The 15,561-nt window shown below is 61.7% G+C and carries 19 protein-coding genes; 8 read left to right on the top strand and 11 right to left on the bottom strand.

The features are described from left to right. Nucleotides 1-12: 12 nt before the first annotated feature. The 4 genes from accB to BLU35_RS05185 all read left to right on the top strand — a co-directional run bounded on the left by accB (nt 13) and on the right by BLU35_RS05185 (nt 3,532). The gene (gene accB, locus BLU35_RS05200; protein WP_093232282.1) at nt 13-498 is read left to right on the top strand and encodes an acetyl-CoA carboxylase biotin carboxyl carrier protein; all 486 of its coding nucleotides are present in this window, start codon (nt 13-15) and stop codon (nt 496-498) included. A gap of 12 nt (nt 499-510) precedes the next feature. Further along, complete coding sequence (accC, locus tag BLU35_RS05195) at nt 511-1,854, top strand: acetyl-CoA carboxylase biotin carboxylase subunit (protein WP_057252267.1); 1,344 nt, start codon at nt 511-513, stop codon at nt 1,852-1,854. 10 nt (nt 1,855-1,864) lie between these two features. Continuing rightward, nucleotides 1,865-2,479: a leucyl/phenylalanyl-tRNA--protein transferase gene (gene aat / locus BLU35_RS05190; protein ID WP_057252268.1), complete on the top strand. Its 615-nt coding sequence runs from the start codon at nt 1,865-1,867 to the stop codon at nt 2,477-2,479. Between the two features lie 123 nt (nt 2,480-2,602). Beyond that, entirely contained in the window at nt 2,603-3,532 is a 930-nt protein-coding gene (locus BLU35_RS05185) for a DUF2167 domain-containing protein (protein WP_093232345.1), read from the top strand. Nucleotides 3,533-3,600: 68 nt separating this feature from the next. Here the strand turns inward: BLU35_RS05185 and BLU35_RS05180 are convergent, their stop codons facing one another. From BLU35_RS05180 to gatB, 5 genes are all read right to left on the bottom strand, one after another. After that, the gene (locus BLU35_RS05180; RefSeq protein ID WP_057252269.1) at nt 3,601-4,053 is read right to left on the bottom strand and encodes a DUF2155 domain-containing protein; all 453 of its coding nucleotides are present in this window, start codon (nt 4,051-4,053) and stop codon (nt 3,601-3,603) included. Between the two features lie 125 nt (nt 4,054-4,178). Next, nucleotides 4,179-4,574, bottom strand: a complete 396-nt coding sequence (locus BLU35_RS05175) for an NADH:ubiquinone oxidoreductase subunit NDUFA12 (RefSeq protein ID WP_057252270.1) — start codon at nt 4,572-4,574, stop codon at nt 4,179-4,181. Nucleotides 4,575-4,682: 108 nt separating this feature from the next. Beyond that, complete coding sequence (locus tag BLU35_RS05170; protein ID WP_093232281.1) at nt 4,683-5,153, bottom strand: GNAT family N-acetyltransferase; 471 nt, start codon at nt 5,151-5,153, stop codon at nt 4,683-4,685. A 114-nt stretch (nt 5,154-5,267) separates the two neighbouring features. Beyond that, nucleotides 5,268-5,768, bottom strand: coding sequence for a GNAT family N-acetyltransferase (locus tag BLU35_RS05165; protein WP_093232280.1), 501 nt, complete (start codon nt 5,766-5,768; stop codon nt 5,268-5,270). Nucleotides 5,769-5,771: 3 nt separating this feature from the next. Further along, on the bottom strand, nt 5,772-7,274 hold the full coding sequence (gene gatB, locus BLU35_RS05160) for an Asp-tRNA(Asn)/Glu-tRNA(Gln) amidotransferase subunit GatB (RefSeq protein WP_093232344.1): 1,503 nt from the start codon (nt 7,272-7,274) through the stop codon (nt 5,772-5,774). Between the two features lie 159 nt (nt 7,275-7,433). Between gatB and BLU35_RS05155 the strand changes: the two genes are divergently transcribed. Both BLU35_RS05155 and BLU35_RS05150 read left to right on the top strand, forming a co-directional pair. After that, nucleotides 7,434-7,742 (top strand): DUF1294 domain-containing protein, encoded by a 309-nt coding sequence (locus BLU35_RS05155; RefSeq protein ID WP_093232279.1) that lies wholly within the window; start codon nt 7,434-7,436, stop codon nt 7,740-7,742. A gap of 179 nt (nt 7,743-7,921) precedes the next feature. Next, the gene (locus BLU35_RS05150; RefSeq protein ID WP_093232278.1) at nt 7,922-8,176 is read left to right on the top strand and encodes a YjhX family toxin; all 255 of its coding nucleotides are present in this window, start codon (nt 7,922-7,924) and stop codon (nt 8,174-8,176) included. A gap of 156 nt (nt 8,177-8,332) precedes the next feature. Here BLU35_RS05150 and BLU35_RS05145 read toward each other — a convergent pair whose 3' ends face one another. From BLU35_RS05145 to BLU35_RS05130, 4 genes are all read right to left on the bottom strand, one after another. Continuing rightward, nucleotides 8,333-8,818: a GNAT family N-acetyltransferase gene (locus tag BLU35_RS05145; RefSeq protein ID WP_093232277.1), complete on the bottom strand. Its 486-nt coding sequence runs from the start codon at nt 8,816-8,818 to the stop codon at nt 8,333-8,335. Nucleotides 8,819-8,900: 82 nt separating this feature from the next. Beyond that, the gene (gatA, locus tag BLU35_RS05140) at nt 8,901-10,382 is read right to left on the bottom strand and encodes an Asp-tRNA(Asn)/Glu-tRNA(Gln) amidotransferase subunit GatA (protein ID WP_093232276.1); all 1,482 of its coding nucleotides are present in this window, start codon (nt 10,380-10,382) and stop codon (nt 8,901-8,903) included. 51 nt (nt 10,383-10,433) lie between these two features. After that, nucleotides 10,434-10,721: an Asp-tRNA(Asn)/Glu-tRNA(Gln) amidotransferase subunit GatC gene (gene gatC / locus BLU35_RS05135; protein WP_093232275.1), complete on the bottom strand. Its 288-nt coding sequence runs from the start codon at nt 10,719-10,721 to the stop codon at nt 10,434-10,436. Nucleotides 10,722-10,830: 109 nt separating this feature from the next. Beyond that, on the bottom strand, nt 10,831-11,535 hold the full coding sequence (locus BLU35_RS05130; protein WP_057252277.1) for a metal-dependent hydrolase: 705 nt from the start codon (nt 11,533-11,535) through the stop codon (nt 10,831-10,833). An 81-nt stretch (nt 11,536-11,616) separates the two neighbouring features. On the opposite strand from BLU35_RS05130, the gene ruvX reads away from it, so the two are divergent. Next, nucleotides 11,617-12,102, top strand: coding sequence for a Holliday junction resolvase RuvX (gene ruvX / locus BLU35_RS05125; protein ID WP_057252278.1), 486 nt, complete (start codon nt 11,617-11,619; stop codon nt 12,100-12,102). Here ruvX and BLU35_RS05120 read toward each other — a convergent pair. Beyond that, on the bottom strand, nt 12,048-12,389 hold the full coding sequence (locus BLU35_RS05120; protein WP_057252279.1) for a DUF6105 family protein: 342 nt from the start codon (nt 12,387-12,389) through the stop codon (nt 12,048-12,050). The genes ruvX and BLU35_RS05120 overlap by 55 nt on opposite strands. A gap of 373 nt (nt 12,390-12,762) precedes the next feature. Between BLU35_RS05120 and BLU35_RS05110 the strand changes: the two genes are divergently transcribed. Further along, entirely contained in the window at nt 12,763-13,698 is a 936-nt protein-coding gene (locus BLU35_RS05110) for an AEC family transporter (RefSeq protein WP_093232273.1), read from the top strand. A 95-nt stretch (nt 13,699-13,793) separates the two neighbouring features. On the opposite strand, the gene BLU35_RS05105 is transcribed toward BLU35_RS05110, so the two are convergent. Then, a complete protein-coding gene (locus BLU35_RS05105; protein WP_093232272.1) occupies nt 13,794-15,446 on the bottom strand; it encodes an acyl-CoA dehydrogenase family protein in 1,653 nt (550 codons plus the stop codon). Nucleotides 15,447-15,561 lie beyond the last annotated feature (115 nt).

The following is a 15,561-nucleotide window of genomic DNA, read 5'->3' as shown; positions in this document are numbered from 1 at the left end:
GGCTCATATTCCATGGCTGACAAGAAACCAGGTATCGACCAGGCGCTGATCCGCGATCTCGCCAATATTCTCAAGGACACCGATCTGACCGAGATCGAAGTCGAGCAGGACGACTTGCGCATTCGCGTCTCGCGCAACGGCACGCCGGTTGCAATGCCGATGGCCATGCCGCAGATGCCGGCCTACCAGTTCCCTGCCGCAGCCCCAGCGGTTGCCCCTGCAAACGCTGTCGCCGCTCCCGCCGCCGAGAGCGCCCGCGCATCGAAGAACGCCGTGACCGCACCGATGGTCGGCACCGCCTATCTGTCTCCGGCACCGGGCGCCCGCCCCTTCGTTGAAGTCGGCGCCACCGTCAAGGAAGGCCAGACGATCCTGATCATCGAAGCCATGAAGACGATGAACCAGATCCCGGCTCCGCGCTCGGGCAAGGTCACCGAGATCTTCGTCCAGGACGCAGCCCCCGTCGAATATGGCGAACCGCTGATCGTAATCGAATAAGGCGGCGTGGCGATGATCTCGAAAATTCTCATTGCCAATCGCGGCGAAATCGCCCTTCGCGTGCTCAGAGCCTGCAAGGAGCTCGGCATTGCTACGGTTGCCGTTCATTCCACGGCCGACGCTGACGCCATGCATGTGCGCCTCGCCGACGAGAGCGTCTGCATCGGCCCGCCGCCTTCGCGCGATAGCTATCTGAACATTCACCAGATCGTCGCTGCCTGCGAAATCACCGGCGCCGATGCCGTGCACCCGGGCTACGGCTTCCTGTCGGAAAACGCCAAGTTCGCCGAAATCCTGGAAGCGCACGACATCACCTTCATCGGCCCGACGGCGGAGCACATCCGCATCATGGGCGACAAGATCACCGCCAAGAAGACGGCGCAGGAGCTTGGCATCCCGGTCGTTCCGGGTTCCGATGGCGAAGTGAAGCCGGAAAACGCGCTTGAAGTCGCCCGCAAGATCGGCTTCCCGGTGCTGATCAAGGCAACAGCCGGCGGCGGTGGCCGCGGCATGAAGGTCGCTCGCTCCGAGGCTGATCTCGAAGAAGCCGTCTCGACTGCCCGCGCCGAGGCGCTTGCTGCCTTCGGCAACGACGCCGTCTACATGGAAAAGTACCTCGGCAAGCCGCGCCACATCGAGATCCAGATCGTTGGCGATGGTGCCGGCAACGCGGTGCACCTCGGCGAACGCGATTGCTCGCTGCAGCGTCGTCACCAGAAGGTTTGGGAAGAAGCAAACTCCCCAGCCCTCAACGTCGACCAGCGCATGAAGATCGGCCAGGTCTGCGCCGACGCGATGAAGAAGCTGAAGTACCGCGGCGCCGGCACGATCGAATTCCTCTACGAAAACGGCGAGTTCTATTTCATCGAAATGAACACCCGTCTTCAGGTCGAGCATCCGATCACCGAAGCGATCACCGGCATCGACCTCGTGCACGAGCAGATCCGCGTCGCCTCCGGCGGCGGCCTCTCGGTCAAGCAGGAAGACATCGTGTTCTCCGGACACGCCATCGAGTGCCGCATCAACGCCGAGGACCCGCGCACCTTCGTCCCCTCCCCGGGCACGATCACGCATTTCCATGCTCCGGGCGGTCTTGGCGTACGTGTCGATTCGGGCGCCTATCAGGGCTACCGCATCCCGCCGTACTACGACAGCCTGATCGGCAAGCTGATCGTGCACGGGCGTACCCGCGTCGAATGCATGATGCGTCTGCGCCGTGTGCTTGATGAATTTGTCATCGATGGCATCAAGACCACGCTTCCGTTGTTCCAGGACCTGATCAATAATCAGGATATTGCCAACGGCGACTACGATATCCATTGGCTGGAAAAGCATCTGGCCGCCACGTCCGAGTAAGGACCGTACATTGAAAGGGACGCGCAGCAAGCAGCCCGACATTACACCGGACATGCTGCTGCGCGCCTATTCGATCGGCCTGTTCCCTATGGCCGATTCGGCCGATGACCCCGAGCTTTTCTGGGTCGAGCCCGAAATTCGCGGCGTTATCCCGCTCACGGACTTTCACGTCTCCCGCAGCCTCGCCAAGACGATCCGCCGAAAACCCTTCGACATCCGCTTCAACACCGCCTTCGAAGCAGTGATGGAAGGCTGCGCCGCCCCGGCCCCTGACCGCCCGACGACCTGGATCAACAACAAGATCCGCACCCTCTACGCAACGCTGCACACGATGGGTTACGCCCACAGCGTCGAGGCCTGGGAGGACGACCTGTTGGTCGGCGGCCTCTACGGTGTCTCGCTCGGCTCGGCATTTTTCGGCGAAAGCATGTTTTCAAGGCGCACCGACGCTTCAAAGATCTGCCTTGTGCATCTGGTGCAGCGCCTGCGTGCCCGAGGCTTTGAGCTGCTGGACACCCAATTCACGACCGAGCATCTGAAATCTTTCGGTGCGGTCGATGTGCCGAAGGCCGAGTACGAGATCATGCTCGGCAACGCGATGAACTCGCCAGACCTTTCCTTCTAGAGCGTCTTCCCGCTTCCAGTGATTCCACTTGAGAGCGGGATACTCTTCGTTGGATATCTCCACCTGGAGATGTACTTCGCTCACATGTTCATCCACAGTTCAACCGTTTTCGAGGGCACATGGATGAACAAGTTTATATTGGCATTGTCGGTTTTCATGGCTTCCAGCGCGATTGCGGAAGCAAAGACATATCGCGAGATGTTCGGCAGCGAACCGAACCTGTCGCCTGAGTACTCGGCCATCGTCGGGTCGCTTGATTTCAAGCAGGGCAAGGTCTCGCTGCCCGCAGCCCAGGCGCAGCTCGATATTCCAGCGGAGTTCTATTTCCTGGATCCTGCCGACACAAAGAAGGTCCTTGTCGACCTGTGGGGCAATCCTCCGGGCTCTGCCGAGGGTCATCTCGGCATGGTGTTTCCCGCCAAGTATGCGCCTGACGCCGACAAAGCCTGGGGATCGGTCATCGATTACCTGAAGGACGGGTACGTCTCGGATGCGGATGCGCTGACCACCGATTTTACCGAACTGCTGGCACAGCTGAAGGAAGCGTCTGCCGAAAACAACATCGAGCGCGAGAAGCAGGGCTACGATCCAATAACGCTGGTCGGCTGGGCCTCCCCTCCCCATTACGATCTGGCAACGCACACGATGTATTGGGCACGCGACCTGATCTTCGGCAAGGATCCGAACGCGCCCCACACCCTGAACTACTCTGTTCGCATCCTCAGCAGAGAAGGCGTGCTGCAGATGAACTTCGTTTCGGGGCTGGAGCAGCTCGACGAAATCAAGTCGGGACTGCCGGGTGTTACAGGCATGGTGCAGTTCGACGCCGGGCAGGCTTACGCAGACTTTAAGGAGGGCGATGCCGTCGCGGCCTATGGCATGGCGGGCCTTATTGCCGCCGGCGCCGGCGCCAAGGTCGCTGCCAAGGCCGGCTTGCTTGCCGTCGCGCTGGCCTTTCTGAAAAAGGGCGGCGTGCTGGTCGTGATTGCAGGTGCTGCGGCTATGCGTTTCTTCAAGGGCCTGTTGGGCCGCAAGGAACCGCCAAGCGCATAGCGCCAAGGTGATGAGGTAGATCGATTACGGGTTAGGCTGCCGCTCTTATGTCCGGCAGCCTCAGCGAATTACTGCTTCGCCGCGGTATCCGGTGGCGGCAGATCGGACGTCGCCTTGCAGGACTGCAGCCAGACGTCATAGACCGGATGCTCCACAGCGTTCAGGCCCGGGCTATCGGCAAACATCCAGCCTGTAAAGATGCGGCGGATCTTGCGGTCGAGCGTGATCTCCTCGACCTCGACAAAGGTCGTGATCTTTTGCGCTTCGGTATCATCGCGGCTGTAGCAGACGCGCGGCGTCACCTGGAGGGCGCCGAACTGGACCGTCTCGCCAATATAGACGTCGAAGGTGGTGATGCGGCCGGTGATCTTGTCGATGCCGGAGAAGACAGCGACGGCATTGGAGAGGCGCGCCGCGTCAACGGCTCCCGCCGAGGCGATCAGCGGCAAACCGGCAAGCAGGGACAAGCCCAACCGCCGTGCTCCTTGGCCGATTGCTTTGCGCAGATCAGAACCTGCCATTGTCGCCTGTCTCCCGCGTGCCCTGTTCATCGTCGATGGATTTCAGGCGCTAACCATCAATTGTGGCCGCGCCGTGATCGAGGAACCTATTCCGCGGCCCGTCGTCGTCTCTGAGAACAGATTATTCAGGAGCCAGGCGTCCAGGCGTCGTAGTCGCCGGTCACGCGCGGACGCTTGCCGGTGGCTGCAATCGAGCCCTGCGGGCGGTAGGCGCTGGCCGTACCGGTCGGGTTCGCGCGATGCGGCTTCTGCCATTCGCGCGGCGTGTATTTCTCATCGGCCGGCGAGACGTCGGTTCGGTGATGCATCCAGCCGTGCCAGCCGGCCGGAATGGCGGAGGCTTCGGCATAGCCATTGTAGATCACCCAGCGGCGGGTGCGGCCTTCTGAGTCCTTGCCGCCCTGATAGTAGACATTGCCGAGTTCGTCTTGACCGACCCGTTGACCATGGCGCCAGGTGTGAAAGCGCGTTCCGATCGTCTGTTCGTTCCACCAGGTGAAAATCTGCAGCAGGAGCTTCATGGATGCCGTCCTTGACCGGCCGTTGGGAAGGCGGCCAGATACCAAAACTATGTTCCCGCTTATGCCCCGCCGCTCATGGCTTGTCCAGTGATTCCGAGGCAAAGGCCGTCATTTCAACGGCATGAGGAAGCCGAAGTGACTGCGCGTGAAGCCGAGCCGCTCGTAGAAACGGTGCGCGTCGGTGCGCACAGCATTGGACGTCAGCCGGACCTTCTTCGCTCCTCGGTCGCGAGCCTCGGCGATCGCGTGGCGCATCATGCGTTCGCCGATCCCACGGCCACGCATATCCTCGCGCGTCTGAACCGCTTCGACGATCAGGCTCGAGCTGCCGCGACCGGAAAGCGACGTATGCAGCGCCGTCTGAAAGGTACCGACGATCTCCCGGGCAAGAACCGCGACAAAGAGTGTCTGCAGCGACGAGGCTTCGATTTGTTCGAAGGCGGCGACGTAGTCTCCGAAGGCTTCCGGAGCGGTCGTATCGCCATGACCACCGAGCTGATCATCGGCAAAGAGTGCCACGATGGCGGACAGATCTTCGCGCTCGGCCTTGCGGATCAAGAGTTCGGCTATCGCGTCCATGGTTCCCTCGGCTCGCTTCGTTCATCGACGGCGGACCAAGCACTGCAGTGCAAAGGTTTCATGACAGAGCCGTCCCCGATGAAGTTATCCACAGGGATCTGCCAGGACTGGCACTTAGCCGAGAAGCCGCTTTTCCAGGATGATCGCCGGCAGACCGGATTGCTCGTCACCATGGTTGGCCGTCTCGCCAACCTCGGCGAAGCCATGCGTCCGATAGAAGGCAAGCGCGTGCAGGTTCTGCGGCTCCACTTCGACGCGCATGCGCTCGGCATCCGGGAAACAGGTTTCGAGCTCGGCGAAGATGTCGCGGCCGATGCCCTGCCGCTGGAACTTCGGCAGCACATAGAGTTGATGCAGCACGGCGGTCTTGGCTTGCGTGTCGGACATGGCCGCAAACCCGATGCCGCCGATCTGGCGACCGTCATCTGCGACCAGGAACTCGGCGTTCTTGCGCGCGACCCGCGTTTTCAGCGCCGGCAGCGAATGCCAGCGCTCCGTCAGTTCGTTGACCTTCTCGACACCGTAGAAGGTGTCGTAGGTCGCATGCCACGTTTCGACCAGCAGGGCGCGAACCTTTTCGAGATCACGCTCGCTGGCCGTCCGCACGAAGAACATCGCTTATTCCTCGATGCCGAGCTTGGCCTTCACGAGGGCCTGCACGGCCTGCGGGTTGGCCTTGCCGCCAGTCGCCTTCATCACCTGACCGACGAACCAGCCGGCAAGCGAGGGCTTGGCCTGGACCTTGGCGACCTGGTCCGGGTTGGCAGCGATGATCTCGTCCACTGCCTTTTCGATGGCGCCGGTGTCCGTCACCTGCTTCATGCCGCGGGCTTCGACGATCTCGGCCGGGTCGCCCCCTTCGTTCCAGATGATCTCGAAGAGGTCCTTGGCGATCTTGCCCGAGATGGTCTCGGCCCTGATGAGATCGATGATGCCGCCGAGTTGAGCCGGCGAAACGGGAGTCTCTTCAATGGCTTTGCCGGCTTTGTTCAAGGCGCCGAGCAGGTCGTTGATGACCCAGTTCGCGGCGATCTTGCCATCGCGTCCTTCGGCTACAGCCTCGAAGTAGTCGGCGATCGACTTTTCGGAAACGAGCACCGAGGCATCGTAGACCGAAAGGCCGAGGTCGCGAACGAACCGGTCCTTCTTGTCGTCGGGCAATTCCGGCAGATCGGCCTTCAAAGCTTCAACGAAAGCATCGTCGAACTCCAGCGGCAACAGGTCCGGGTCCGGGAAGTAACGGTAGTCGTGCGCGTCTTCCTTGGAGCGCATCGAACGGGTCTCGCCTTTGTTCGGATCGAACAGGCGGGTTTCCTGATCGATGGAGCCACCATCTTCGAGGATGCCGATCTGGCGGCGCGCCTCGTACTCGATTGCCTGGCCGATGAAGCGGATTGAGTTGACGTTCTTGATCTCGCAACGGGTGCCGAAGCCCTCGCCCGGACGGCGCACGGAAACGTTGACGTCGGCGCGCATGGAACCTTCGTCCATATTGCCGTCGCAGGTGCCGAGGTAGCGCACGATCGAACGCAGCTTCGTCATATAGGCCTTGGCCTCGTCCGACGAACGCATGTCCGGCTTGGAGACGATCTCCATCAGCGCCACGCCCGAACGGTTGAGGTCGACATAGGACATGGACGGATGCTGGTCGTGCATCGACTTGCCGGCATCCTGCTCGAGATGCAGCCGCTCGATGCCGATCTCGACGTCCTCGAACTGGCCCTGGCGATCAGGGCCAACGGAAATCATGATCTTGCCCTCGCCGACGATCGGATCCTTGAACTGGGAGATCTGATAGCCCTGCGGCAGGTCCGGATAGAAATAGTTCTTGCGGTCGAAGATCGAGCGCTTGTTGATTGCGGCCTTGAGGCCGAGACCGGTGCGCACCGCCTGCTTCACGCATTCCTCGTTGATGACGGGCAGCATGCCGGGCATGGCGGCGTCGACCAGCGAAACGTTGGCATTCGGCGCATTGCCGAACTCCGTCGAGGCACCCGAGAACAGCTTCGAATTGGAAAGCACCTGGGCATGGACTTCCATGCCGATGATGACTTCCCAGTCGCCGGTGGCGCCGGGGATGAAGCGTTTCGGATCGGGGGTGCGGACGTCGACAATGCTCATATCATGCTCTTCTTTGAAGCCTGAATTCTTGGTTTCTCGGTAGAACAATTGGTCCGCCGGTGCAAGTTGTTCGGCAGCATGGAGCCACCATCTCCGGACAGCCGCGCGTTAGGAGCGCCGCTTAACCATCGTTTAGCACCCTTGCGCCAAGATTTGCCGATGTCGACCACCACCGCACTGATATCGTTCGCAGCCCTCATCAACACCTTAAGTTTCGGGCTGTTCTGGTTTGACAAACGGGCGGCGCGCGCGGGCCGTTGGCGCGTCAGCGAACAGACGCTGCTGACGATTGCTTTTCTCGGCGGAAGTCCAGGGGCGATGGCTGCCCGGCACATATTTCGCCACAAGACGCGCAAGGAACCATTCCGAACTCGGCTGGCGCTCATCATCGTTTTTCAGGTGGCGGCCGCGGTGATCAGCACCCTGGCGTTGCAGGGGCACCTTGACGCGCTCGCGAACGTCTTCTAGGAAAGCATCGTCTTTCTGGAGTTTTGATGTTCACTTCGTCGCCTGAGTCCCGGTAAGGGCCCGTCCTCGCAATCTTCCTTTGATTGCGCGCACGGGCCGGAAACGTCACCCCGCTTTCCCAGTGATTTGCGGAACGTTTTCCTGCGTTCTTCCGAACGCTTTTCCGGAACATTCAGACAATGGACATCTCGCGCGCTGAACAGCGCATCCTTCATCATTTGGCCCAGGGCGGCCGCATCGAAATCATTCGCGAAAGCAAAGCGATCGCCGAGATCCGCTGCTTCACCCGTGACGGCTGGGTCTACCCCGGCTTCGACCTGGACCTTTTCCGCAAGCTGAAGCGCAAGAAGGCGATATCGTCTTCCGGCGGAAATCCCTATCGCATCACGGAACGCGGTTTGCAGCTAGTGCGCTCCGAACTCAACAACCGCTGAGCGGCGGAAACCGACGATACCGGGCATCGAATGATGTCCGGTATCGCTGGCACTTCACGCAAGGTGAAGCGATGAGGAGCCTCACCTTGCGTCAATACCGGAAGCTGCGCATTTCCGGGTGGCAGCCATGCACGGATATGCGCAGGGTCGGCGGCCCTAGTCTTGCTCGGTGAGGACTTTGCTCAGGCCGATGAACTCGACATCGCCGTCGAGTTGCGGGGCGTAGGCGGTGGAAAGCCAACTCACGCCGTAGCCGCGGTTGCGGAAGAAGGTCACGGCTCGGTCGTTGCGCGCATGGGTCTTGGTGGTGGCGACATCGAACCCGTCCGCAACGATGCGACGCTCGATCTCGCCGAGCAGCAAAGCGCCAAGGCCCCTGCCCTGGACCGCCGGCTCGATCCACAGGTCGGATATCACGTTGTCGAAGTCCTCTCGCGCCACCCAACCGCGAATGCCGCCTTCGGCTTCGATCAGCAAAACAGACAACCAGTGATCGGAAAGAAAACGGAAAAACGAGGCTTCTGCCACACGCCGCATTCTCTCACCATCGGCAAGACCGGCAATGGCGGATTGCCAAGCGGCGAGACCGATCGCCGTCAGCCGGTCGACATCGCCGGCGCGGGCATGACGGATGGCGGGCATGACGCGGGCTCCTTCCGCGACAAGAGTGACTGATCGCCTTCAGAAACAGTGGCGGCGCCTGTCCGGCACCGCCATCAAAGCCTTACCACCACTTGGTGGGCGTGAAGCGACCGGCGGCCTGTTCGATGATATGCGCCGTCTTGAACAGCGTCTCTTCCTCAAACGGCTTGCCGATCAGTTGGAGGCCAAGCGGCAGACCCTTGTGGTCGAGGCCGCCGGGAACGGCAATGCCGGGAAGACCAGCCATGTTGACCGTTACCGTGAAGATGTCGTTCAGGTACATCTTGACCGGATCGGACGCCAGGTCCTCGTCGGCAATGCCGAAGGCGGAGGACGGTGTTGCGGGCGTCAGGATCGCATCGACGCCGGCATGGAAAGCCAGTTCGAAGTCGCGCTTGATCAGCGTGCGGACCTTCTGCGCCTGCAGATAATAGGCGTCGTAATAGCCGGCCGAAAGCACGTAGGTGCCGATCATGATGCGGCGCTTGACCTCCTGGCCGAAACCGGCGGCGCGGGTCTTCTCGTACATGTCGACGATGTCCTTGCCGTCGACGCGCAGGCCGTAGCGCACGCCGTCATAGCGGGCGAGGTTCGAGGAAGCCTCCGCCGGAGCGACGATGTAATAGGCCGGCAGCGCATACTTCGTGTGCGGCAGGGTGATGTCGACGATCTCGGCGCCGGCGTCCTTCAGCCAGGCGATGCCCTGCTGCCAGAGCGCCTCGATCTCCTCGGGCATGCCGTCGACGCGGTATTCCCGGGGAATGCCGATCTTCATGCCCTTGACCGACTTGCCGATGGAAGCTTCGTAATCCGGCACCGGCAGATCGACCGAGGTCGTATCCTTGGTGTCGACGCTTGCCATCGACTTCAAGAGGATCGCGGCATCGCGCACGTCACGGGCGATCGGGCCGGCCTGATCGAGCGACGAGGCGAAGGCGACGACGCCCCAGCGCGAGCAGCGGCCATAGGTCGGCTTGATGCCGACGGTGCCGGTAAAGGCGGCCGGCTGGCGGATGGAACCGCCAGTATCGGTCGCCGTGGCACCGGCGCAGAGATGCGCAGCGACGGCTGCAGCCGAACCGCCGGACGAGCCGCCCGGAACGAGGTCGAGATTGGAGCCCTTGGCGCGCCAGGGGTTCTTCACGGCACCGTAGTAGGACGTTTCGTTCGACGAGCCCATGGCGAATTCGTCCATGTTCAGCTTGCCGAGCATGACGGCGCCGTCGTTCCAGAGGTTCTGGGTCACGGTCGATTCGTAACGCGGCGCGAAACCGTCGAGGATATGGCTGCAGGCCTGCGTGTGCACGCCCTCGGTGCCGAAGAGATCCTTGATGCCGAGCGGGATGCCTTCGAGCGCACCGGCCTTGCCGGCGGCGATGCGCGCGTCAGAGGCCTTCGCCATCTCGCGCGCCTTGTCCGGCGTGACAGTGATATAGGCATTGATCGCCTCATTGGCGGCATCGATCGCGCCGATATAGGCATCCGTCAGTTCGACGGCGGTGATTTCCTTAGCGGCGAGTTTCGCGCGGGCTTCGGCAATCGTGAGGCTGATAAGGTCGGTCATGATGAAATCGGGCTTTCGCAATCGGGAACGTCGGGGCGGCAGGGGGTCTGGTTACTCGACCACCTTCGGAACGAGGAAGAAATTGCGATCGGAATTCGGCGCATTGGCAACGATATCGTCGGCCTTGTTGCCGTCCGACACGATGTCCGTCCGCTTCTTCATATCCATCGGCGTGACCGAGGTCATCGGCTCGACGCCATCGACATTAACTTCGGAGAGCTGTTCGACAAAACCGAGGATGCCATTGAGCTCGCCCATCATCCGCTCGGCTTCCTCTTCGCTGACGGCGATACGGGCAAGGCGCGCAACGCGCTTCACGGTGGCAAGGTCTACGGACATGATCGTCTCCGGTAACTGGAACTTCCCCCGCTATAATGGCGCACGGCGAGCCACGCAACGGGGGAATTGCCGGAGTACCGGACCTCTCGTCAAAAGGCCCGGCGCAACATCAGACCTCGACGACGACGCCGACGTAAGGTGTCTCCACCTTGGTGGATGCACTTTCCATGCCGGCAACGAAGGTCGCGGGGGTCTGGTCGATGATCGGGAACGAGCCGTAATGGCAGGGGATCGCCGTCGAGAACTTGAAAAAGCGCTGGCAGGCGAGTGCCGCCACCGCACCGCCCATGGTGAAACGGTCGCCGATCGGCACGATGCCGATTTCCGGCTGGTGCAATTCGTTGATCAGCGCCATGTCGGAAAAGATGTCCGTGTCACCCATGTGGTAGAGCGTCGGCTCGTCCTCGAAATGCAGCACCAGGCCATTGGCATTGCCGAGCGAATGGGAAACGCCGTCCTCGGTGAGCTGCGCCGAGGAATGGAGCGCGTTGACGAAGGTCGTTGAAAACGCGCCGAGGTTGATGGTGCCGCCGGTATTTCCCATTTCGAGCGCCTTGACGCCATGCCGCCCGAGCCAGGCGGCGAGATCGGCATTGGCGACCACGGTCGCACCGGTCTCCTTGGCGATCGCAATCGTATCGCCGACATGGTCGCCATGACCATGGGTCAGGAGGATGTGGGTGAGCCCGGCGGTCGCGTCCCTGCGATCCTCGTCCCTGAAGGCGGGATTGCCGGTGAAGAAGGGGTCGATGAGGATTTTGGACTTTGCCGTTTCGATGTGAAAGGCGGCATGACCGAGCCATTTGATCTTCATGACGATCTCCCTGATGATTTGCGTGTCGGAACAGCATATGGAACAGACAGCCCTCCGCGCAAAGATCGAATCGACACCGACATGGCAATTCTCACCATCGAAGAGCTGGCATCCCAGCTTCAACAGAACCAGGCGATCGCCGGGCTCGACCTCGGCACCAAGACGATCGGCCTTTCGGTCTCCGATCTCGGCCGCAGGTTCGCAACACCCCGAGAGGTGATCCGCCGGATCAAGTTCGGGGTGGACGCGGAAGCGCTGCTGTCAGTGGCAGGAAAAGAAAAGATCGCAGCCTTCGTCATCGGCCTGCCCGTCAACATGGACGGCAGCGAGGGACCGCGTTGTCAGGCGACCCGCGCCTTCGTGCGCAACATGGAGCAAAAGACGCCGCTGCCTTTCATCTTCTGGGATGAAAGGCTTTCGACCGTTGCGGCCGAGCGTGTGCTGATCGAAATGGATGTGTCGCGACGGAAGCGGGCCGAACGCATCGATTCGGCCGCCGCCTCCTTCATTCTTCAGGGCGCGCTCGACAGGCTGGCTTCGCTCGCGAGGGACGGCCTTTCGGACTGAGCTACGCCGGCACCGAAACGACGGCGATACCAGGCTGCGATCTCACGGCGCTTGCGAAAGCCGATAATGGCAAAAACCACAAAACTATCGAAGACGATCGCACGCGCGACGAGCGGCGGGATCGTCTCTGGCGGAATGCCGAGGACATGGCCGTAGACCTGGAACACGAGATCATGGGTCTGCCGCGTCAGCATGAAGAAGCCGAAGCTCATGTCGTAGTAGGAGAGACCATACCACGACGTGAGGAACATGACCGGGCAGGCCCAAAGGATCAGAAACCACTTCATGCGGCTCCCCTTTCCGAGATGCGGCGGTAGACTAGCGGATATATGGCGCGGTCTGCCAGCAACAAGGCAAGCAGGACCATCGTTGGGACCGCAATATCCAGCGCCAGTCCGGCGAAAAACATCATCATGATGATCAAAAGACCAGTTCTCACCGAACCGCTCCACTCCGGATCTGTTGAAATTCCTGGTCAATTTCGCGCCTACAGGCAAGGCGTGCAACGTAAACCATTTGTTAAGGTTAATTTTCACAGGCTAGGTTTTCTTGCACTCACGCTTGCGGTTGCGCCCGATCATTCACCACAAAGCTGCAAGCCCATTCCGGTCTCTGCAAAATTCGGGTAGCGGTATCCCTCCCCCTCGCAGGTCCTCCTCCATGACCGTCGTCTTTGAAAGCATCCTTCCGATCTTCCTGCTGGTTCTGCTCGGCGTCTGGCTCAAACGCTCGACATTCGTCGACCAGAGCCTTTGGCTCGGGCTCGAGCAGTTCGGCTACTTCATCCTGTTCCCTGCCCTGCTGTTCTCGACGCTTGCCCAGGCAGACTTTGCCGGGTTGAAAGCCGACGCGACGGCCATCGCGACAATCGGCAGCGTCAGCCTGATGTCGGCCTTCGTGCTGCTCCTCTGGCCAGTGCTGCGAGACCGGCACGTGTCCGGCGCCTCGTTCACCTCGGTCTTCCAGACCGCAACGCGCTGGAACGGCTTCATGGCGCTGGCGATCGCGCAAAAACTCTATGGACCGATCGGCCTGACGCTGACCGCGCTGGTGATGACGCTCGTGATCATCCCCATCAATCTCTACAATATTGGCGTGCTGGTCTGGTTCGGCGGGGGCAATCGTGACTTCAGGCGCTTCTTCGCAAAGATCGCCACCAATCCGCTGATCGTCGCCTCGGTGCTCGGCATTCTCGTCAACCTGGTCGGACTTAAGATCTACGGCCCCGTGATGACCACGATCGAGATGCTGGCAAGCGCCTCGCTCAGCCTCGGGCTGGTGATGGTCGGGGCAGGTTTGCGCGCTTCCGATGCGCTGAAGCCGAGCGCGACGGCGCTGCTCGCGGTCTTCCTCAAGTTGATCGTCATGCCGGTCTTCATGGTGAGCGCGAGCTATCTGCTCGGCATTCGGGGGGACGCCCTGCTGGTCATCGCGCTTGGCGCGGCCGTGCCGACGGCGATGAACGGCTATCTGCTGGCCAAGCAGATGGATGGCGACGCCGAACTCTATGCGGCGGTCGCAACCGTCCAGACGGTCGTCTCGTTCTTCACGATACCACTCGTCCTCTACCTGACGACTTACGTCGCAGGGATCTGACGACGTACATGGCAGCGGACTGACGACGTACGTCGCAGCGGCTGACGGCATACGCCGCCGGGACCTGACGACGTACGTCGCAGGGGGCCGACGGCCTACGCCGCAGGGGGATAGAGAAGATCGAGGATGTAGGCGGAATCGAAGCGCGAATCGAGCATGCCGTAGGTCGAGCGCCATCCGGCAGCCAGTCGCGATTCGAGGAAAGCGTCGGCGATGCGGCCGGCACCGAGACGATAGAGTTCGGCGGCGGCGGCGGCGAGCGCCAATTGCTCGACCAGCATGCGCGCAGCACCCTCGTCCCGTTCGCAGAGCGACATGGCGGCGCGCAGCACGTCGATTGTCTTGCGGCCGGCTGGTCCGAGATCGCGAGCCAAAACGACGAAGAGCTGCTCGAAGAGATCCTTGCCCTTGGCGAGTACGCGCAGCACGTCCAGCGCCATGACGTTGCCGGACCCTTCCCAGATGGCGTTGACAGGTGCTTCGCGGTAATGGCGCGCCAGCGCGCGCTCCTCCACATAGCCGTTGCCGCCAAGGCACTCCATCGCCTCGTAAATCAGTGCCGGGGCGATCTTGCAGGCCCAGTACTTGGCAACCGGCGTCATGATCCGCGCATAGGTCGCGTCTTCCGCGCTGTTGCGGGCCTTGTCGAAGGCCTCGGCCAGACGGAACGAAAGGGCGCTTGCCGCAGCGACATCGAGCGCCATGTCGGCAAGCACGCGCGTCATCATCGGCTGGCTCACGAGCGGCTTGCCGAAGACCTTGCGGCCGCGGGTGTGGTGCACGGCTTCGGCAAGCGAGGCACGCATCATGCCTGCGGATGCCAACGCGCAGTCGAGGCGCGTCAGCGTCACCATGTCGAGGATCGTCCGGATGCCGGCATCCGGCGCGCCAAGGATGAAGCCGAACGTGTCGGAGAACTCGACCTCCGACGAGGCGTTGGAGCGGTTGCCGAGCTTGTCCTTCAGCCGCTGGAAGCGCAGGCCGTTGGCGCTGCCATCCTCCAGAAGACGCGGCACGAGGAAACAGGCAAGACCCTCGCGGGTCTGCGCCAGCATGACGAAGGCATCGCTCATCGGCGCCGACATGAACCACTTGTGGCCATTCAACCGATAGATTCCCTCGCCGACGCGCTCGGCGGTGGAGGTGTTGGCGCGCACGTCGGTGCCGCCCTGCTTCTCGGTCATGCCCATGCCGACGGTGACGGCCGACTTCTGCATCCAGGGACGGTTCGTCGAATCGTATTTGCGCGACAGGATCTTCGGCGCCCATTCCTTCTGCACCGCCGGCGACGCGGTGATCGCGGCAAGCGAAGCGCTCGTCATCGTCAGCGGGCAGAGATGGCCGCATTCCAGCTGGGCCGTCAGATAGAAACGGATGGCGCGTGTCTTGTGCGACTGGTTGCGCTCGTCGGCCAGGTTTTCCCAGGCCGACGCATGCAGGCCCGACGACATTGAGCGGCGCATCAGCGCATGCCAGGCCGGGTGGAACTCGACGACATCGAGACGCTCGCCGCGCGGACCATGCGTCTTCAGCTTCGGCGGACCTTCATTCGCCATGCGCGCCAGTTCCTGCGCTTCGGGCGAGGTGACGTAACGGCCGAGCACATCGAATTCGTCGCGCAGCGTCTTGCTCATCGACGAGGTGATGTCCACCACGAGCGGATCGGAGCGATAGGCGTTGACACCGGACCAGGGCTTGGGCTGGTTCAGCTCGGCGAGTTTCTGTTCAGTCCGGTTCATCTGATTCATGGGCCGGTTCTAGCGCAAGTTTCTCGACCACGGAACGGGGCGCGAAAAAGATAGGATGGCCGTTGCAAGTTTTCTGCGGACGATGACGCCCAAGCCTTGCCGTACCGGGGGCCAA

The sequence above is a fragment of the Sinorhizobium sp. NFACC03 genome (genome assembly GCF_900103435.1).
Classification (GTDB): domain Bacteria; phylum Pseudomonadota; class Alphaproteobacteria; order Rhizobiales; family Rhizobiaceae; genus Ensifer.
Note: the sequence above shows the minus strand (reverse complement) of the source record. Positions and strands in the feature narration are given on the sequence as shown.